This window comes from Ruegeria sp. BF6 (assembly GCF_056538665.1).
The window spans coordinates 69985-89306 of record NZ_JBQFTN010000007.1 but is presented as its reverse complement, the minus strand read 5'-3'; the positions used below and the strand labels follow the sequence as shown (position 1 = coordinate 89306).

General features: G+C 58.0%; 18 protein-coding genes. 4 read left to right on the top strand and 14 right to left on the bottom strand.

What is annotated here, in order from left to right; genetic code table 11:
- Positions 1-123: 123 nt before the first annotated feature.
- On the bottom strand, positions 124-954 hold the full coding sequence (locus ACR0IM_RS15835) for a phytanoyl-CoA dioxygenase family protein (protein WP_480682501.1): 831 nt from the start codon (positions 952-954) through the stop codon (positions 124-126).
- A gap of 180 nt (positions 955-1134) precedes the next feature.
- Between ACR0IM_RS15835 and ACR0IM_RS15830 the strand changes: the two genes are divergently transcribed.
- The gene (locus tag ACR0IM_RS15830) at positions 1135-1623 is read left to right on the top strand and encodes a twin-arginine translocation pathway signal (protein WP_480593858.1); all 489 of its coding nucleotides are present in this window, start codon (positions 1135-1137) and stop codon (positions 1621-1623) included.
- A 6-nt stretch (positions 1624-1629) separates the two neighbouring features.
- Entirely contained in the window at positions 1630-2226 is a 597-nt protein-coding gene (locus tag ACR0IM_RS15825; RefSeq protein ID WP_480682500.1) for a ferric reductase-like transmembrane domain-containing protein, read from the top strand.
- Here the strand turns inward: ACR0IM_RS15825 and argF are convergent.
- Positions 2223-3149: an ornithine carbamoyltransferase gene (gene argF / locus ACR0IM_RS15820; RefSeq protein ID WP_480593860.1), complete on the bottom strand. Its 927-nt coding sequence runs from the start codon at positions 3147-3149 to the stop codon at positions 2223-2225. The genes ACR0IM_RS15825 and argF overlap by 4 nt on opposite strands.
- Before the next feature lie 72 nt (positions 3150-3221).
- The gene (locus ACR0IM_RS15815) at positions 3222-4409 is read right to left on the bottom strand and encodes an acetylornithine transaminase (RefSeq protein ID WP_480682499.1); all 1188 of its coding nucleotides are present in this window, start codon (positions 4407-4409) and stop codon (positions 3222-3224) included.
- A gap of 293 nt (positions 4410-4702) precedes the next feature.
- Between ACR0IM_RS15815 and ACR0IM_RS15810 the strand changes: the two genes are divergently transcribed.
- Positions 4703-5593 carry a DMT family transporter gene (locus ACR0IM_RS15810; RefSeq protein WP_480593862.1) on the top strand — a complete coding sequence of 297 codons (891 nt, stop codon included), beginning with the start codon at positions 4703-4705 and terminating at the stop codon, positions 5591-5593.
- Here ACR0IM_RS15810 and ACR0IM_RS15805 read toward each other — a convergent pair.
- Positions 5575-6378 (bottom strand): ABC transporter permease, encoded by an 804-nt coding sequence (locus ACR0IM_RS15805; protein ID WP_480593863.1) that lies wholly within the window; start codon positions 6376-6378, stop codon positions 5575-5577. The two genes, ACR0IM_RS15810 and ACR0IM_RS15805, sit on opposite strands and share 19 nt — an antisense overlap.
- Before the next feature lie 125 nt (positions 6379-6503).
- Here ACR0IM_RS15805 and ACR0IM_RS15800 point away from each other — a divergent pair, with 125 nt between their 5' ends.
- Positions 6504-7079, top strand: a complete 576-nt coding sequence (locus tag ACR0IM_RS15800) for a GcrA family cell cycle regulator (protein WP_480593864.1) — start codon at positions 6504-6506, stop codon at positions 7077-7079.
- A 370-nt stretch (positions 7080-7449) separates the two neighbouring features.
- On the opposite strand, the gene ACR0IM_RS15795 is transcribed toward ACR0IM_RS15800, so the two are convergent.
- From ACR0IM_RS15795 to ACR0IM_RS15750, 10 genes are all read right to left on the bottom strand, one after another.
- Positions 7450-9231 carry a thiamine pyrophosphate-binding protein gene (locus tag ACR0IM_RS15795; protein ID WP_480682498.1) on the bottom strand — a complete coding sequence of 594 codons (1782 nt, stop codon included), beginning with the start codon at positions 9229-9231 and terminating at the stop codon, positions 7450-7452.
- Entirely contained in the window at positions 9231-10640 is a 1410-nt protein-coding gene (locus ACR0IM_RS15790; RefSeq protein ID WP_480682497.1) for an aldehyde dehydrogenase family protein, read from the bottom strand. The genes ACR0IM_RS15795 and ACR0IM_RS15790 overlap by 1 nt, the downstream gene beginning before the upstream one ends.
- Entirely contained in the window at positions 10621-11535 is a 915-nt protein-coding gene (locus ACR0IM_RS15785) for a sugar phosphate isomerase/epimerase family protein (protein ID WP_480682496.1), read from the bottom strand. Before ACR0IM_RS15785 ends, ACR0IM_RS15790 begins: the two co-directional genes overlap by 20 nt.
- Before the next feature lie 154 nt (positions 11536-11689).
- Positions 11690-12880: a Gfo/Idh/MocA family protein gene (locus ACR0IM_RS15780; protein ID WP_480642980.1), complete on the bottom strand. Its 1191-nt coding sequence runs from the start codon at positions 12878-12880 to the stop codon at positions 11690-11692.
- Positions 12873-13547, bottom strand: coding sequence for a hypothetical protein (locus ACR0IM_RS15775; protein ID WP_480642979.1), 675 nt, complete (start codon positions 13545-13547; stop codon positions 12873-12875). Before ACR0IM_RS15775 ends, ACR0IM_RS15780 begins: the two co-directional genes overlap by 8 nt.
- On the bottom strand, positions 13537-14727 hold the full coding sequence (locus tag ACR0IM_RS15770; RefSeq protein WP_480682495.1) for a Gfo/Idh/MocA family protein: 1191 nt from the start codon (positions 14725-14727) through the stop codon (positions 13537-13539). The genes ACR0IM_RS15775 and ACR0IM_RS15770 overlap by 11 nt, the downstream gene beginning before the upstream one ends.
- The gene (locus tag ACR0IM_RS15765; RefSeq protein ID WP_480682494.1) at positions 14714-15550 is read right to left on the bottom strand and encodes a citryl-CoA lyase; all 837 of its coding nucleotides are present in this window, start codon (positions 15548-15550) and stop codon (positions 14714-14716) included. Before ACR0IM_RS15765 ends, ACR0IM_RS15770 begins: the two co-directional genes overlap by 14 nt.
- Positions 15547-17439 (bottom strand): bifunctional sugar phosphate isomerase/epimerase/4-hydroxyphenylpyruvate dioxygenase family protein, encoded by a 1893-nt coding sequence (locus ACR0IM_RS15760; protein WP_480682493.1) that lies wholly within the window; start codon positions 17437-17439, stop codon positions 15547-15549. Before ACR0IM_RS15760 ends, ACR0IM_RS15765 begins: the two co-directional genes overlap by 4 nt.
- Complete coding sequence (locus ACR0IM_RS15755; RefSeq protein ID WP_480682492.1) at positions 17439-18734, bottom strand: TRAP transporter large permease; 1296 nt, start codon at positions 18732-18734, stop codon at positions 17439-17441. Before ACR0IM_RS15755 ends, ACR0IM_RS15760 begins: the two co-directional genes overlap by 1 nt.
- Entirely contained in the window at positions 18731-19306 is a 576-nt protein-coding gene (locus ACR0IM_RS15750) for a TRAP transporter small permease (protein WP_480593874.1), read from the bottom strand. The genes ACR0IM_RS15755 and ACR0IM_RS15750 overlap by 4 nt, the downstream gene beginning before the upstream one ends.
- Positions 19307-19322: the final 16 nt, after the last annotated feature.

Sequence of the window (19322 nt, the reverse complement as noted above, 5' to 3'; positions counted from 1 at the left end):
TCTCCTGCGATCAGAGGCTTAAGGTTCATAAATTGGTAATATAGGTCAAATTATTGCCAGAAAACTCGCAAATTTGCACAACTTGGGTGCATTTCCCTCAGCAATCGGTACTTTATGTAATGCCTAAGGCCATAGCCGGGGGAAGAACGGCCCGTCGATACGATCGCCTTCTCGGTAGCCTGCCGCCTCGAACTGAGCGCGCTCATCTTTTGCCCAATCGCCGCGATACCGGATGATCCCGTCCGGCGCCGTCATCCGCAGGGTAAAGCGCCGAACCGTTTCAGTTGGCGTGACCGAGGACAATCCACCGTGCAACGTGCGCATGTCAAAGAAGATGCAATCGCCCAACTGCATATCCCATTGCAGCAGGTCATAAGCTTTTGGATCGGCGTTGACATCGGGTGGTGGATGATAAGTAAGGCCCGCGACCTCGGTCGGTTCATAGCTTGGATGCCCGTCAGCAAACCGGACCCGCATAAACAGTTTGTCCCATAGGTGCGAGCCCCTGACGAATGCTATCCCGTTCTCCTTGCTCACCGGCTCCAGCGGCAGCCAGAGGACGCACATCGTGCCTTCGAAATCGAAATAGGACAGGTCCTGATGGAACGGCGGGCGCGAGGTTGACCCGGCCTCCCGCAGGAACCAGTTGTCCATCACAAGGTTGATCGAGGATGCGCCCAACAGTTCAGCTGCCAGCGCAGCGCAGGGGGAATGACGCACAAAGTCGGTGAATTGAGGAATTTTATTCCAGGCCCAGTAATCCTCGAAATAGGCCGGGGCGCGCGGGTCTTTGGTATGGCGGGTGAAGTTGTCGGTTGGATCGGCAAGGTCCGCATCGATCCCGTCGCGCAGCAACGTCAGCCAATGATCCGAAAATTTCGAACGCAGAACAACCGCCCCGTCGCGCTTGAAGGCGGCGATTTCATCGGGTGACACTTTTTGCATCTTGTCCATTGGGCAGCCTTTCGGATCGGTATCGCAAAGATGGCACCGTTTTTTGAGCAGGGTCAAAGAAATTCGCGCGCATCGATCACGGGGACGTGAAGGCTGCCTCGGAAAAGGTGTAAACCGTGCTATCTTTGCGCTGTGGCTCGTCCTAGCCCGTTTGGACGACACCTAGCAGGAGGTTCCGACATGACGAATACACGCTTTACCCGTCGTTCCGTGATCGCCTTCGGCGGTACTATTCTGGCGACCGGCACGACGGGCCTGCTGCTGCCTGCGCGTGCGGCGGGGCCGGCCCCCACGCGGTCAATGCGCGGTGGATCCAACAACTACCGTCCCGGCGCGCCCATCGTTGATCGGATCGGTGGCGGCGGGTTCTGGATGACCGGCACGGTGCGCCGCGCAGGTGATGGAGCCCCCTTGCCCGGACAGCGTATCCAGATCTGGGCGCACACAACCGAAGGGCACGAACGCGACCCGCAGAGTCACGGCGCAACGCTGACAGATGCGAACGGAGTATTTCGGCTGGAGATGCCGCAAATTGTGCCTGCCTTTGGCCAACCACATGGCCATCTGGCCTATGACAGCGGCGAATTCGAGACCGTGTTCCTGCGGCCGATCATGGCGAGTTCAAAAGACAAGACCCTCGCCGCACACTTCGTCCTGCAGCCCGCCTGACCTTTTGTGACCCGCGCCCTGTTGACCTGGACTGTTCTGGCCCTAATCCTGGCGGTTCCGCTGATCGCGGCGGCAAACAGCCCTCTTCTGGCGTGGCGCGATCCGATCTACATCATCGCGGGGTTTGCCGGCGCAGTCGGAATGGGGTTGCTGTTGGTGCAACCTCTTCTGGCCGGGCGATACCTGCCTGGTCTTTCCCCATTGGCCAGCCGCCAATGGCACCGAAAGGTTGGCATCTCTCTGGTTGCAGCCATCCTCATTCACGTAGGTGGCTTGTTGATCACCAGCCCGCCGGATGTTGTGGACGCTTTGCTGTTTGTCTCGCCCACCCCGTTTTCTGCTTGGGGCGTCATCGCGATGTGGGCGGCCTTTGCGGCCGTTTGTCTGGGACTTTACAGACAACGTCTGAAACTGCGGTTCCGGGTCTGGAGGCTGGGTCATACAGGGCTGGCCGCTGTAACCATAACGGGCAGCGTCGTGCACGCAATGCTGATCGAAGGCGCGATGGAGATCATGACCAAAACCGCCCTTTGCGCGCTGGTCTTGTTGGCAAGCGCCCGGACGCTCGCCAAACTGCGTGTCTGGGATGTGCGCAGGCGTTAAACGCCCAGACACCAGCGCATTACCGCCTTTTGCGCGTGCAGGCGGTTTTCGGCCTCGTCAAAGATCACCGAGTTCGGCCCGTCCATCACCTCGGATGTAGCCTCTTCCTCTCGGTGCGCGGGCAAACAATGCATGAACAGCGCGTCCGGTTTGGCGTGCGACATCAGCTCGGTGTTTACCTGATACGGGCGCAGCAGGTTGTGGCGGCGTTCCTTGGCCGACTGTGAATCGTGCATCGACACCCAAGTGTCAGCGACCACCAGGTCTGCGTCTTCAACGGCTTTGAACGGATCACGCTCGACTACGATTTTCGAGCCCTTCTTGCGGGCGAAACCCATGAACTCTTCCTCGGGGTCGAACTGGGCCGGGCCGGTGAAGGTCAGGTCAAACCCGAACTGGCCCGCCGCGTGCAGGAACGAGGCGCAGACGTTGTTGCCGTCACCAGTCCACACAACCTTTTTGCCGGCGATCGGACCGCGGTGTTCCTCGAAGGTCAAAACATCGGCCATGATCTGGCAGGGGTGGGTACGGTCCGTCAGGCCGTTGATCACCGGAACATCCGAGTATTCCGCCATCTCGGTCAGAATGGTTTCGTCAAAGGTCCGGATCATGATCATGTCGACATAACGCGACAACACACGGGCGGTGTCGGCGATGGTTTCGCCGTGGCCCAGTTGCATATCCTTCCCCGACAGTACCATGGTTTGCCCACCCATCTGGCGCACGCCCACGTCAAAGGACACGCGAGTCCGGGTGGAGGGCTTTTCGAAGATCAGCGCAACCATGCGGTCCTTGAGCGGCAGATCATCATCCGGGGCGGCTTTGGGCTGACCCAGTCGGGCCTGCTTCATCTCAGAGGCCTGATCGATCATCGCCCGCAGGTCGCCTGCGTCGGTTTTGTGGATATCGAGAAAATGGTTCATTTCGTTTCGCTTTTGGCTGTCGGGTGGTGGGGTCAGCCCCCCTCACCCAAGGTAATTGGGAACAGATGGAAATCAGGCGGTCGCAAGCTCACCTTCGACCTGAGCAGCAGCCTTGTCGAGGCGGATCATGGCCTGGGCAATGTCATCCTCGGTCAGGGTCAGCGGCGGAAGCAGGCGGATAACATTGTCGGCGGCGGGAACGGTGATGACCTCATTGTCATAGCCCGCGTTCACTACGTCCGTATTGGTTGCCTTACACTTGATACCCAGCATCAAGCCAGTGCCCCGTACCTCTTCGAACACCTCAGGGTGGTCAGCGACCAGGCCTTCCAGCTTTTGGCGCAGCAGTCCAGCCTTGCGGTTCACACCTTCCAGAAAGGCCGGTGTGGCGACCTGATCAATCACCGCACAACCGACGGCGCAGCCCAGGGGGTTGCCGCCATAGGTCGAGCCATGGGTGCCCGCCGTCATGCCACTGGCCGCGTCTTCGGTGGCCAGTACCGCGCCAAGCGGAAAGCCGCCGCCGATGCCTTTGGCGACCATCATGATGTCTGGGGTAATCCCCGCCCATTCATGCGCGAACAGCTTGCCGGTCCGGCCGACGCCGCATTGCACCTCGTCCAGGATCAGTAGCAGCCCGTTTTCGTCGCAGATTTGACGCAGGGCCGTGAGCTCAACGTCGGGGACAGGGCGGATACCACCTTCGCCCTGAACCGGTTCTATCAGAATGGCAGCGGTCTTGTCGGTGATGGCATTGGTGACGCCGTCGAGGTCCCCGAACGTGACATGCACGAAACCCGGCAGCAGCGGGCCGAAACCCTTGGTCATCTTCTCGGACCCCGCAGCGGCGATACCGGCAGAGGACCGGCCGTGAAACGAGCCGCTGAAGGTGATAATCTCAACCTTTTCGGGCTGGTCTTTGTCATAGAAATACTTGCGGACCATTTTCACGGCCAGTTCGCAGGCCTCGGTGCCCGAGTTGGTAAAGAACACCGTGTCCGCAAAGGTATGCTCGACAAGCTTGTCGGCCAGCGCCTGCTGTTGCGGGATCTGATAGAGGTTCGAGACATGCCACAGCGCATGTGCCTGCTCGGTTAATGCGTTGACCAAAGCGGGATGCGCGTGCCCCAGCGCATTCACCGCGATCCCGGCGCCGAGGTCCAGAAAACGTCGGCCATCCGCCTCGGTCAGCCAAGCGCCCTCGCCCTTCACGAAGGTCAGGGGCGCACGATTGTAGGTCGGCAGAACGGACGGGATCATCGGATCATCCTTTTCGATAAGTTAAGCCCCGTGAGTGATACACGAAGGCAGGGTTCGTCAACAGATTTGGTGGGGTTTGCGCGGATTTACAGCGCGCAATTGATCAAACGGGCCGGTTACGCGGCAATGCGTCGGCGTCGGAGTCGCAGGATATGTACGTGTTTGATCATGTCGGCGCGTATAGCAATACGGTGACGGTCTGAAAACCCTGAAAATCGCGGCACCCGAAATTTCATACTGAGACGCATGTTTCTTGCTTGCTAATTCCCTGATGCTGGCCCACCGCTAGAGGCATGACGCTCGTACGCCACAACCCTGCCCTTGCGGCCTTGCTGATCGTGATTGCCAGCGCATTCATCGCCGGCACCACGCTGCTGGCCAAAGCGCTGGGGACGGATACGCTGGGTCCGGCGCTGCATCCGATGCAGATCAGCCACGGACGGTTTCTGTTTGCCTTTCTGGTGATCGTCAGCGCGGTGGGTATCCTGCGCCCGAAGCTGCGCCGCCCACATTGGGGGCTGCATATCGGGCGGACCAGTTTCGGTTGGGTCGGGATCACGCTGATGTTTGCCTCTGTCGCGTTTATCCCCATTTCTGACGCCACGGCGATTTCCTTTCTGAACCCGGTTTTCGCGATGGTACTGGCGATTCCGTTGCTGAAAGAGGGCGTTGGCCCATGGCGCTGGCTGGCCGCCGCAGTCGCCCTGACCGGAGCGTTGATCCTGCTGCGACCAACGCCTGCCAGTTTCCAGCCCGCGGCCCTGCTGGCCCTGACGGCAGCGGTGGTGATCGGGATGGAGCTGATCTTCATCAAGAAACTCTCTAACCGGGAAATCCCGATCCAGATTCTGCTGATCAACAACGCGATAGGGCTGACGATTGCCTCGGTCGCAGTAAGCTTTGTCTTCCAGATGCCCACGCCACAACAATGGGCAGCACTGGTTGGGATTGGCGTGCTGATGGCCTGCGCGCAGGCCTGTTTTGTCAACGGTATGGCGCGCGCGGATGCGTCCTTTGTGGCTCCGATCAGCTATGCCACGCTGATCTTTGCCGCCCTTTACGATTTCGCGGTTTTCGGCGTGATTCCGGATGCGATCAGCCAGATCGGCTCAGCCATCATTCTGATCGGCGGGCTGATCCTGGTGTGGCGCGAAACGCGGCAGCGTCAGGCCTTGAGCCGGTAACCGGTGCGCAGCATCTGCCATGTGATCCCACCGACCGCAAGTGTTGCGCCAGTGCAGACGAACATACCCAACCACGGAGAACTATCGGACACGCCGATCATCCCATAGCGCAAGCCGTCAATCAGGTAGAATACCGGGTTCAGATGGCTCAGGCTGTTGAGAACAGGAGGCAGCGCCTCGACCGAATAGAAGGTACCCGACAGGAAGGCCAGCGGCGTGACGATGAAGTTTGTGATCGCCGCCATCTGGTCGAACTTGTTGGCGAAGATACCGGCAAAAAGACCCAGAGCCCCCATGAAAGCACCGCCCAGGATCACGAAGATCAGGGAAATCAACGGGTTTTGCGGTGCAATAGACAGGAACACCAAAAACGCCGCCGAAACGACAAAGGCGATCAGGACGCCTCGGGCGATGCCTCCGGCCAAGTAACCAAGCAGAATCTCCAACGGCGACAACGGCGGCATCAGAGTATCGACGATATTCCCCTGAACCTTGGCGATGATGATTGAGGATGAGGTGTTGGCAAAGGCATTCTGGATCACTGTCATCATCATGATCCCCGGCGCCAGAAACAGGATAAACGGCACGCCCATCACGTCGGGTCGCCCCGGTCCAATGGCGATTGTGAAGATCAGCAGGAACAAACCTGCCGTTACCAGCGGTGCCAGCAGGGTCTGTGTCCAGACCGCCAGAAACCGCAGGGTTTCACGTTTGGCCAGCGTGTAGAGGCCCATCCAGTTGACCGCCCCAAACCGGCGCGCGTCCTGATCCATAAGATTCTGCATGTCTGCCCCATAGCTGATTCGAAGACCGCTTGTAACTCGGCCCGCAGTGATTAAAATAGGTCGCTGAGACGAATTCCCAAGGCGGCCCGAATCCGGGGCCGCTTTCCGCTTTTGAAAGGCAACCGATGTCCTGGACTGACGAGCGCGTAGAACTTCTGAAGAAAATGTGGGGCGAGGGCCAGTCGGCTAGCCAGATCGCCAAGGAACTGGGCGGTGTGACCCGCAACGCCGTGATCGGCAAAGTGCACCGTCTGGGCCTGTCGAACCGCGCAACCGGTGCCGCCCCGGCCAAAGCCGAACCCAAAGAAAAACCGGCACCCGCCCCTAAGGCCGAAGCCAAGCCGAAACCTGCACCCAAAACCGAACCCGCCCGCCCGGCCCCAACCCCGGCGGCCGAGGCGAAACCCGCAGTCCCCGCCCGCCGCCAGATCATCCCGGCAGGCCAACCGCTGCCGCCACAGCCCTCGGCCAATGAAATCAGCCCCGAGGCTCTGGCCAAGGTCAACGAGATCGAAAAGAAAGCCAAGAAGCTGACGCTCATGGAGTTGACCGAGAAGACCTGCAAGTGGCCCGTCGGCGACCCCGCAACCGAGGATTTCTGGTTCTGCGGCCTGCCCGTTGAAGCCGGTAAGCCCTATTGCGAGGCGCATGTGGGCGTGGCCTTCCAGCCCATGAGCTCGCGCCGCGACCGCCGCCGGTAAGCTTGATCTGACAAATAGGCTGGCCGCTCGCCCAATGGCGGGCGACCAACCTTACCACTATGTTTTCTTTACAAGATTTTTTCAGATTCAGTTCAGATTGAATCCTAAATACTATTTCTGCGGCTACGCTGCCCTTATCTTTTTGGCATCTTTCCAGCCATTTGTCGGGCGACACATAGTATTGCCATTCATCGACAGCTAAGTCATTGATTTTGAGTCATTCGATTTTTGATGGGCGCACGGGTTTTGCCATTTGCGACTCAAGGGTTTTCCATCAGGCTGAAACCATCGCACAGCGGCAATTGCCCTTCTGTTTAACAGATACGGGCAAAAGCCGTATGCACAGGCGGATCGCACGCTCTAAATTGCTTTAGGTTGCAACGTGCGAAACATCCCTGTCTGGCGAATAGATGTCGAGAATGTTCCAATGCCCGGTTGTTGGTGTCGGGTTGTTGATCATTGGGACGTCAAGAACGGTTGGTTTGCCGCTGGCGATCGCTGCTTCTAATGCGGGCAACAATTCATCAGCAGTACTGAGCCTGTGCCCTTCTGCACCGTAAGCTCGTGCAATGTCTGCGTAACCCGGTCCGTTTGCAGGAGCTGCCGCTGATCCAGGGAACGTTGTTCCATAAGTCAGACCGTAGTGCGCCTTTTGAAGACCCGCGATAGTGCCGAAGGCGTTGTTGTTCATAACCAGCCAGATGATGCCCAGATCAAGTTCGACAGCCGTTGCCAGCATTGACGGGTTCTGACCGAAACCGCCATCGCCAACCAGGCTGATCACCACACGTTCAGGTGCTGCCAGCTTCGCGCCGATCGCGCCCGGCGGGCCAAATCCCATCGTCGCGAACCCGCCTGGGGTCAGTATTGAGCCGGGTGTCAGGATATCGAATTGCTGTCCGACACCGTTCTTGTTCCACCCAACGTCCGTGGTGATGATGGCATCCTCAGGCAGCGCCTTGCGGGTATCGGCCAGAATACGCTCGGGCATCATCGGAAAGACTGATGAAGTCGCCATGTCCACATTACGCGCTTTGAAGTCCGTCCGGAAGTCAGCGATCTCCTGCTCCAGCGTGGGGTGCTTGAAGCCGTCCGGATACATCTCGCGGGCCACCCGATTGAGTACACAAAGCGCGGCCTTGGCGTCCGCAACGACGCCGATCTCGGTGGGGTAGTTCCGACCGATCTCTTGCGGCTCAATGTCGATGTGAATGACCTTCGAGCCGGGAATGTTGAACGTGTAACCGGGATACCAGCTGGAGCAATCGGCCTCTTTGAACCTTGTGCCTACGGCAAAGACATAGTCCGCGTTTAGGCAGGATTGGTTGACCAGTTCTGTGCCCCAAAAGCCAGTCATTCCCAGCACAAGCGGATGGTCGTCCCGCAACGCGCCCTTGCCCATCAGTGAATGCGCGACTGGCAGGCCCATTTGTTCAACAAATTCTCGCAGCTCCTCGCTGGCCTGTGCCAGAAGAATACCACCTCCGACATAAGCGACTGGGTTTTCGGCTTTAGCCAACGCTTCGACAATCTCTCGCGCTGTCTCGTCGTCAATCGACGGTTTCTTGAGCGCGCGCGTGTTGTCACGGATACGGTCGAAGCTGTCCGAGGGGATCACCTCTGAAAAGATGTCCATGGGGACATTGACCAGTACCGGCCCGGGCTGGCCGCTTTCAGCCAGATGGAACGCCTTTTCCAGAATTTCGGCCATCAAGTCTGCACGGTCTACCCGCCAGGCGCGTTTTACGAAGGGTCGATAGATCTCCCACTGGGCGGCGTCTGCATGGAGGTTCACCTCCTGATGCGGATGCTTGCCGTAGTAATGCGTGGGAATGTCACCTGCGATCACAACCATGGGGATACAGTCCAGCGCCGCGTTGGCGACCCCGGTGGCGCAGTTTGTCAAACCTGGGGAGAGGTGAGACAAGACCACCGAGGCCTTGCCCGTCACGCGGGCATATGCGTCCGCCGCGTGGCTGGCGATTTGTTCGTGTCGTACTGTGACGAAATCAATTGGACTTTCGGCCAGCGCAGCCAGAACCGCGATGTTCGTGTGCCCACACAGGCCGAACACATGTTTGACCTCACGACGCTCCAGGAAATCAACGATATGCTCGGCGACCGTCTTGCCGTCTAGTTTCGCTCCGTCCATCACGCGACCTCCTGTCCGTAGAATTCACCGAACAGGTCCGGCTCCGAGGGGCGATCCTCGGGGATCGGACGGCTGACCCAAGTGTAGTTCATCATGTGTTTCATGGTGACGTTTTCGTTGGTGATGTTGCCGCCCCAGATGCCGCAACCCAGGCTGCTGGTCATAGGCATGCCATTGGTCCAGGCGCCTGCATTGGCCTTGGACTGAGGCTGTCGCACCATCATGCGGCTAACCGGAGCCAGACGCGCCAGCCGGTCGATATGATCGTCATTGTGGCTGTAGATGCCGCAGGAATGGCCCTTGCCCCCAGTGTTGTAAATCTGGTTGACCGTTTCCAGCGCGTCATCGAACGTGTCGAAGTGATAAAGCGCCATCAGCGTGGTCAGTTTTTCCTTGGAGAACTTATGCTGCGGTCCGATTTGCCCCTGATTTTCAACCATCAGGAATTTGCGATCTTCTGGGATCGAGAATCCGGCGACCTTGGCCGTTTGTTGAGGCGGACAAGCGATGGTTGGGAAGGTGCGGTTGCCCTTTTCATCCCACATAGCAGCTTCGAGCATAGCCTTCTCTTCATCCGAGCACAGGTACCCGCCTTCGGCTTCAAGCGCCTTGACCATATCGTCGTAAACTGAGCGCTGGATGATGATGTTGCCGTCGGCCGAGCAGCCCGAGCCAAAGTCGGAGGTCTTTGAAATGCAAGTGTTCTGTGCGGCGATGTCCAGATCGGCGGTTTCATCGATGACGATGGACGAATTGCCCGCGCCGACACCATAGGCTGGACGCCCTGAGCTGTACGCTGCTTTGACCATGGGCTTGCCTCCCGTCGCCAAAGTCAGGTCGCAGATCTCCATCAGATGTTGCGTCAATGGGATCGACGGTTTGCGAATGGATTGGAACAAATCCTCGGGAGCACCGGCGGCATGGCAGGCTGCGCGCATGACTTCGACCATTTCATAGGTGGTATGGGCGGTTCGCGGGTGCGGGCTGAAGATGACCGCATTCCGGGCGTTCGCGGCGGACACGCCGGTCACCGGTGGCGTCATCGCAGGGTTGGTCATGGGAATCAAGGATGCGATCACACCAGCAGGTTTGGCGTATTTCACGAGCCCCTTTTCTTCGTCGATTTCGACGATCCCCGTCGAGGGCGTGCGCAGAACATCACGCAGCACCATGTGAATCTTAAATCGCTTCGCAGGACGCCCTTCGCGGTCTCCGATACCGCTTTCGTCCACGCCTTGCTGAGCCAGACGGGTGAAGGTTTTCTCGTTCCCCGCATACCATGCAATGGCCTGAGACAGGCGGTCCAGGCTGTCCTGATCCCAATCCTCGATTTCGGCCATGGCAGCGCGGGCGCGTGCCAGCATATCGGCCGCCATGTTGCGGTCGTTTTCAGTGAGCTCTTTGCCCATGATGATCCTCTTGGTGTTTTGGAATTGCTGCATCGGGCACACGACGCTGAGATCGCGCCTTGCCGAATGTTCGTTTGGCGTGGCTGAGACAGCGACGCGCGTGTTCTTCATATCCCAACTCCGCAACGCGGCTTTGGTTGGGCAGTTCGATGGAATAGTCGACGGGCGGCATCCGTTCGATAATGCCGGTGAAATCGATCCAGCCTTCGCCGGGGTACAACCTTGCATCGCGCGCCAGCTGGATCATGCCCTCGCGCGTATCGGCGATGCCGGGCAGGCAATCAGAGATATGCAGGAAGTGAAACAGGCCCGAGGGGACGTGTAGCAGCTCTCCTAAGTCAACGCGGCTGAGGTGCAGGTAAAGCGTATCGACCAGAATTCCGCCATTCGGCTGATCGGAGGCACGGACAATATCCAATGCCTCATCCAGAGTGCGCAAGCGAGAGAAGCTCGGGAACTCCAGGTCCACCGTTAAACCGTAGGGCGCTGCCAGTTCACAGGTTTCAGAATAGACGTCGATCAGATAGTCGCGATCATCGCGGGTGTTGGTCCACGCGCTCATGATCATGCGTTTGGCGCCGAGTTCTCCGCCGATCTCCAATGAAGGCTCAAAACTGCGCGGATCGACATCTTCCGTGATGCGCGCAAGTTCGACATCGAGGACTTTCAAACCGGTGGTAGAGAGAGCAGTTTTGGTGGCATGCACCTGTGCCTTGTCGATTGGAGATTGAGTGAATTCACCGGGCACATGCATCGGAATGAATCGGGGGCTGACGGCATCGTAACCGGCCCGCGCGGCGATATAGACCAGCTCGGGCGGCGTACAGCCAATCAGCGTCAGATGCGCCAAGGAATAGAGAGAGGGGCGTGTGCCAGCCTCTTCGGGTTTCGCCATGAATGACAGCTCCGGGTGTCTGCGAATCTTACTTTCATCACACGTAGTAAAAAATATCTGATATTTTTTAAAATATCAACTTTTAATGCTGAACAGAAAATAGAAACGCCCGAGCAATAGCCCAGGCGTGTTTTACATTTGTGTTGGCAAAGCCTTAGAGAGTGACCCAGTCCCCTCCGGACTGGTGAGAGCGCACAGAGGCATCAATGAATCGGACACCGTCTGCGCCTTGTTCGACACTGGGGTAAGCAAGCCAATCGGCCGGAACGGTAACGCCATCCCAACGCGCGGCCACGGCCATGGCAAATTCCGTATAGAGGTTGGCCCAGGCTTCGATAATCCCTTCGGGGAAGCCACGCGCGGTACGGATCAGACGTTCCGCACCGCGGCCGATGCCGTGCCCGTGACCTCGGCTGATGATACGATCCGGCTCACCAAACCGATTGAACTTCAGCTGCTCCGAATTCTCCAGATCCCACTCCAAGCCCCCTTCGCTGCCGAAGACCCGCAACCGCAACCCGCCCCGGTTTCCGGGGGCAAGGCGCGTTGCCATCAGAGTGCCCGGAACCTCGTTTTGATAGCGGGTGAACATGAATACCGTGTCTTCCAAAGGCTTTGGCGCGCCGCAAACATGAAACTCGGCGCGCAGGTGGGTCATTGGCAGACCCGAGACAAAACTGGCGAGATGCGCGGCATGGGTGCCGATATCACCGACACAGCTGGTCGGACCAGAAATCTTTGGGTCCAGCCGCCACTTTACATGAGGCGCATCGGCCACATCTTCGGGCGTCATCCAGTCTTGCATGAACTCGACGTGGATTTGGTTGATTTTACCGATGCCGCCGTCGGCCACTATCTGCCTCGCCTGCCGGATCACCGGAAAACACGACATCGCATAGCCGACAGCAAAGATGTGCCCCGTGCGCGCGGTAATCTCCTCAAGCCCCTCGGCCTCGGCGACTTCGTTGGTCAGGGGCTTGTCGCACAGCACGTCAATGCCCGCCTCCAGAAAGGCTTTGGCCGCTTCGAAATGAACGTGGTTCGGGGTCGTGATCATGACGACATCTACGCCATCCGGGCGGGACGCCTCGGCCTGTGCCATCTCGTCGAATGACGCATAGCACCTGTCTGGCGGCAGGAACCACTCAGCCCCACGCGCCTTGCTGCGCGCAGCGTCAGAACTGAGCGCGCCTGCGGTGACCTCCCAACGGTCGCTCATCCTCGCTGCCATCGCTTGCGTGACAGAGATCCGTCCTCCGCCAACAACGCCCAGCCGCAAACGGCGAGACAACCGGGGGAAAGGGCCGTCGAAGTTCAGGTCTTCGGGTAAAAGTCTCTCAGCCATTCTGAACCTCCATGTCCGGGACCCGTACGCCTTCTGGCAGCATTTCCACCGCCATGAAGATGCTGGGGGTAATCGTCTCGTATTGATGCCAGGGATAGTTGCCTTCAGCGTCATACACCGGCTTGTGCGTCGTGCCGGGGGCCATGAATTCTTCGAGGTAAAGGGTTTCAACGTCCCGTTCGCGGCATTGCTGCATTTTGCCAAAGCCTACGATTTGCGTATGCACTTCTCGAAACCCCGGTACCGGGCAGAACGGATGATCCTTGTGCAATCCGACATTCAGCGGCACCGAGCCCGAGTGGTACATGGTCAGTCCAACGTTACCCACGAAGACCTTCGGCGACATGTAGTGGCTGACACCGCGCAGACGCTCCTCTTGGCGGACATCAAAAGCCGATGGCCACGTATCTTTGACCCGTTCAAACAAATCGTTGTCATCGGCATGGGTGTCGAAACCGTGGACAATGACTGCACGTTCCAAACCTTTGAGAGAGCTATTTTGCACGATAACAGACGAAAGCGGTGCAACGGCCTGATCCTCGACCGAGAGTTCCAGCCGCCCAAGGTTAAGGACGATGGCGCGACCATCGACGGATATTCTGTCTTCATCACTGATGTGCTGGACGCGAAAGAATGGCTGAGCAAAGTCGAGTGTCTCAATCGGCATGAACCATTTCCTTCCTTTCATCGCTAAGGAAATCGACCGGCAAAAGCTCGGGAGCCGCGCAACGGCTTTCTATCGTCTGATAGGCGCCAAATTCCGGTGCCCGTTCGATCGCGTCCATGACCTCGAAAACATGGTAGGCGAGCGTTCCACTTGCACGGGGTTGGCGTCCTTCTTGTGCCGCCAGGGCCAGATCCAAAAGGCCGAGCCCGCGGCTGTCTTCATTGAACCCGTGTTTGTTTTCGACCACCTGCCAGTCTTCGCGACCGGTTGGACGAGGCTGATGAGACCAGCGCGAGGTCTCCCGCGTTTTCAGCCAGACATCCCCTTGAAAGATATTGGCACCATGAACCGGGTCAGGATCAGGAATGCTGATGGTGCCGTTTTCGCCGTAGATCTCGAACCGCGGAGTTTCGCTGTCCCAGACGTCGAAGCTCATGGTCATCGAACCTATAGCTCCGGATGAGAACTGCAGCAGGCTTAGGGAGTGCGTGTCGACCTCGACATCCATCCATTCGCCGTTGCGAGGGCCGTTTTCGATCATCCGCTTGTCAAAAGTCCGCCGTGCCATTCCTGCGACACGATCAACGGGACCAAGGCAACAGATCATGGCGGTTAGGTAATAAGGCCCAAGGTCCAGCAATGGCCCCCCACCGGCCTGATAGTAGAAATCCGGGTTGGGATGGTGGCGCTCCGTCCCGTGGGTCCCGACATGGGCAAAAACCCCTGTCGGTTTCCCTATCGCGCCTTCATCGATCAAGCGCCGAACGGTCTGCCAGCGACCACCAAGAAATGTGTCTGGCGCGCAGCCGACCAGCACCCCTTTTTCAGAAGCGGAGTGCAGGATCGCCTTTCCATCCGTTCGGTTCATGACTAGTGGCTTTTCTGAATAGACGTGCTTGCCAGCCTCCAGAGCGCGCATGCTGATTTCGGCATGGGCCGCCGGAATAGTCAGGTTCAGAACACAGTCGATTGTCGGATCGTCGAACACCTCATCCGGCGTGCAGACCTTGGCGATGCCGTATTGATCCGCCTTGGCGCGGCTTTCTGATGGATCGAGGCTTGCACAAGCCGCAACCTCGATGCTCGAAAATTTGGATAGTGTTTTTAGATAGATATCGCAGATACGACCACAGCCAATAAGGCCGACCCGGAAGGATTTCGATGTCTCACGTGTCATCATTCCTGTCTTCGTAGAGGGGTAAGTAATTCGGGGGCATCGGTCCTTTGTTCCGACCGCCCTGCCCCATCTGCTCCCAGGCGTGGGCGAGTATTCCGACCGAGCGGGACAGGCAAAACAACCCTCGCGACAAGGGCGCAGGAAAGCCAAGTTCGCAGAAGATCACAGCTGTCGCGCCATCGATATTCATGGCAATAGGTCGACCGCCGCGTTGACGGCCGAGTTCGGCCTGAACCTTTTCTCCGATATCGGCAAACCGGCCAGAAACTGTGCCTTCCGCCGCCGCATCACGAACAAGTTGCATCAATCGAGGCGCACGTGGATCGACGGGTTTGTGGAACCTGTGACCAAAGCCCGAGACGATCTTGCCATAGGTCTCGCTCCAGCTGTCCAAGCCATCCCGAACAGCGTCATTCAGCGAAGCTCCCGCATCCATGCGGGCCGCGATGTCATAGTACAACTCTGCGCACTGCTCTCCTGCCCCGCCATGCACATCGCCCAGCATGTTCACCGCAGTCGCCATCGCGTTATTGAGACCCACCCCGCAGGTGGCCGCCATACGAGCAGCCGCGATTGAGGGAGCCTGTGGGCCGTGATCCACGCCTGCGACCAAAGCGGCCTCGAACAGGCGCGCTTGCGCGTCGCTGGGCAGATCACCCCGCACCATCAGCCAGATCATCTGCGGGAATGAAACGTTCCCGATCAGGTCCTCTATGGCGTTGCCACGAAAAGCGATCTGACCGGGCTTCATGTCGATGATGGAGGTACGCCACCATTGGCGAACGGCGCGCTCATCCATCGTAATGTTTTCATCCAGCACAGTCATTGAGTCTGCACCTCTTTGAGCGTCTGGGTTTTGCTTTGCGCGGCGAGGCGAATGGGTGCATTGCGCGCACCGTAGCCGGCATAGCCCATGCGGCGTTCAACAATTTCGAAGAAGAAGCCGTTGAAGATGGGGCGGCTGTAGATCTGAAAATACTCAGCACCCGCTGCCCGATCATAGAGGATGTTACCCCGGTGCAGTTGTGCGATCAGATCGTCATCCAATCCGAAAGTCGCTTGCAGATCAGCGTAGTAGTTTTCAGAGATGGACAGGCTGGGAAAACTGGACTTGAGCAACTGGGCTGAGGTTTCAAAAATATCATCCGACTGAAAGGCAATGTGCTGAACACCAGCCCCAAAGCCATCTTCAAGGAATGACGCGGCCAGTGTTCGGCGCCCAACGGCCCCGTTCAAGTTCAGGCGCACTTCGCCCTCAGGGCTTTCAATGGCTTGGCTTTGCACGACGCCCGACGGGTCGGCGACGTTTACAATAGGAGACTTTGCCATCTCAAAAGTCGAAATGTAGTAGAGCAGCCAGCTTTGCATCTCATCGTGACGCATCGTCTGTGCCAGATGGTCGATGCGACGCAGACCGGCAGGCTGGGTCGCTTTGGTCTTAGCGACTGGCTCGAACTCGATATCCCACACCCGATGCAGATCGGATCTCTCATCTATGAAATGGACGACGTTACCACCGACGCCCCGAATGGCCGGGATATCCAATTCCCCTGTTCCCACCGGTTGTGAGAAATTCGGCGCGCCCAACGCGGTTGCCCGCTGAACCGTCTGATCCGCATCTTTGACACGCAACCCCATGTCACAAACGGAGGGGCCGTGACCCAGGAACGCCGAATGGGCAAAGCCTTCCTTTTCGGTATTCACAACGATGTTTATCGCGCCCTGCCGCCACAACTCGACGGACTTGCTCACATGCTTTCGCTCCATTCGAAAACACATTGCTGACAACATATCTGCCAGCTGCGCGCCGCTTGTTTCGTCGGCTGTAAATTCGACGAACTCAAAGCCTGATGCATAGACGCGTTCCGGTAGGCCCGGGATGCCGAAATCGGTTCCCGGCTCGGTTCGCGATACTTCATCCAGAAGGTTCACCAGCGACCTGTAGCTGTCTCGGGCCAGTGTTCGGCCACCGGGTTGAGGAGCTGCTTCGTTGACGCGTGCAATGGACCAAGGCCCCTTGTACCCAGCGCGGGACAACACCTGTACGAAGCCCGCAAGGTTCAGCGACCCAAGCCCCGGCAGAAGCCCAAAGTGCCGCTTGAGCCGACGTATATCCATCTCAAGCCGGGGCGCATCGGACAGTTGCACATGGAACAGCCGCTCTCCGGGAATGTCCCGAAGGCGGGCGGGTTTGGACCCGTCGGCAAGCGAGAAGAATGAGTTCAAGGCCAACCCCAAATGAGGGCTGTCGATTGCTTCAACGACGCCTAACGCCTGCTCATCCGAATGAATAAGATCCGACCATGGCAAGCCCATATAGGCCAGACGCAACCCCATCTCTTTCGCGATCTGGGCCGCCTCGCCAAGATCTGCGATTACCTGTTCTTCGGTCGCAGCGGCATCGACCTCGAAGGCAGACCCGATGAGCAGTAGTTCCGTTCCCAACTCACTCATCAGGTCGAGTTTGCGCTTCAGTCGATCAAAGGCGCGCTCCCGTCCGGCGTCGGCCTGGCCTTCAAGGTTGTGGAAGGGTTGTAGCAGGCAAATCTTCAGGCCGAGGTCCGATGCAATTTCGCGGACTTGCGATGGCGGTCCATCAAAAGCGGTCAAATCCGGTTCGTGTAATTCGACACACCCGAATCCCGCGTCAGCGATAGCACTCAGCTTTTCGGCCAAATCACCGGGGATCGACGTTGTCGAAACCGAGAGGTACATTATCCCTGATATCCAAACATACGCGGCAACCACAGGACCAGATCCGGCATCAGCATCATGATCACCAAGGCGAAGATGAGAACCGCGAGGAAGGCCCAGATTTCCGAGATGATTTCACGCAGCGGAATGTCCGTCACGGCGTTGATCACAAAGAGTAGAATGCCATAGGGAGGCGTGATCAGACCGATCATCGAGTTCACGACAACCAACACCCCGAAATGCACCAGATCAATCCCGAGCGCTTCGCAGGTCGGAATGAACAAGGGCACAATCACCAGGATGATCGTTGTTGCGTCTAACACGCATCCCAGCGCGAGGATCAGCAGGTTAACCAGGATCAGGAACACAATCGGGCTGACATCAGAACCTTCCAGCAAGGCCGAGATCGACTGTGGAATCTGCTCCTGAATGACGATGAAGTTCAGAATGAACGCGCCACCGATGACTACCCCAACGGCTGCCGACGAACGGGAACTGTCAACGAAGACCTGATAGAGACCACGGAACGACAGGGCGCGATAGAAGAACGCTGCCAGCAGCAGGGCATAGAATGCGGCCACCGCGGCGGCCTCGGTCGGTGTAGTGACACCCCCGTAGATGCCATAGAGCAGGATCGCAGGCATCAACAGCGCCGGAAACGCGTTGGCGGTTTTTGCGGGCAACTCGCGCAGAGGAATGGGTTCTTCCAGGGCAAAGTTTCGCTTTCCAGCCAGATAGTAGTTCATCGCCATCAGAACGACGCCCATGATCAGGCCCGGCAGAATACCAGCAAGGAACAACGACCCGATAGACGCCTTTGAGACCAGCGCATAAAGAACCATCGGGATCGAGGGCGGAATGATCGGACCAATCGTCGCCGACGCCGCAGTGATTGCGGCTGCATAGCCCCGGCTGTAACGGCCATCTTTGGTCATCATCTCAATGATAATCTTGCCGATGCCTGCCGCGTCCGCGACTGCAGAGCCGGACATGCCGGAAAATATCAGCGACGCGACCACGTTGACGTGACCGAGGCCACCCTTGAACCGCCCGACCGCAGCGACGCAAAAGTTTAGAAGACGGTCCGTGATCGACCCCGCGTTCATGATATTTGCAGCGACGATGAACAATGGCACGGCAAGCAGGATCGTGCTTTTGTAGAATCCTTGCAGGATTTTTTCACCCGCCAGCGCAACGTCCAGACCAGCGACGCCCAGATACATCAGTGACGCCAAAAGGATGGAATAGCCGATAGGGGTCCCGATGCCTGCCAGAACAAAGAGTGTGAGCAGGCAAGAAAGAAGTTCGAAACTCATTTTCTTGCGCCCTCGTCTTCTTCCACGTCAACGCGGGGATGTTCGTCGACCACGTTGTATCCCACGACCATTTCAAGTTCGGTTTTTGGTGGGCCGTTGCGCATGATGTCAAAGAACAGCCAAGCATACCGCGCGGCAACGACCAGCATGAACACGGCATAGATCGAAAACACAGTGCGCAGCGGTATCTTCTCGCCCGAGAAGGGATTGCGAACCGTCGCGGTCTTGCGGATTTTCATCCAGTCGATGTAGTCCCACGTCGGTAGGAAACTGTAGAGCATCCCGACCACGATTGCCGCAGCCGCGAGCATCGCAAAGACCTGACGGACGCGCCGGGGCACAGACAGATAGATAATGTCGAACTTTACGTGATCCCTCTCGCGCACGATGAAGGCGCAGCTGAAGAAGATCACCCAGACCCAAAGAATGCCGATAAGTTCAAGAGTCCAACCGGCGGGCGTAAAGAAGTACCGCAGAAGAATTTGCAGAAGGAAGATCAGGAAGATTGCCGCCAGCATCCCGCCAGCAATCGCTTCGGTCAGTCGGGAGAACCCCTTTATGAAGCCTTTCATTGTGGTTCTCCCTCCC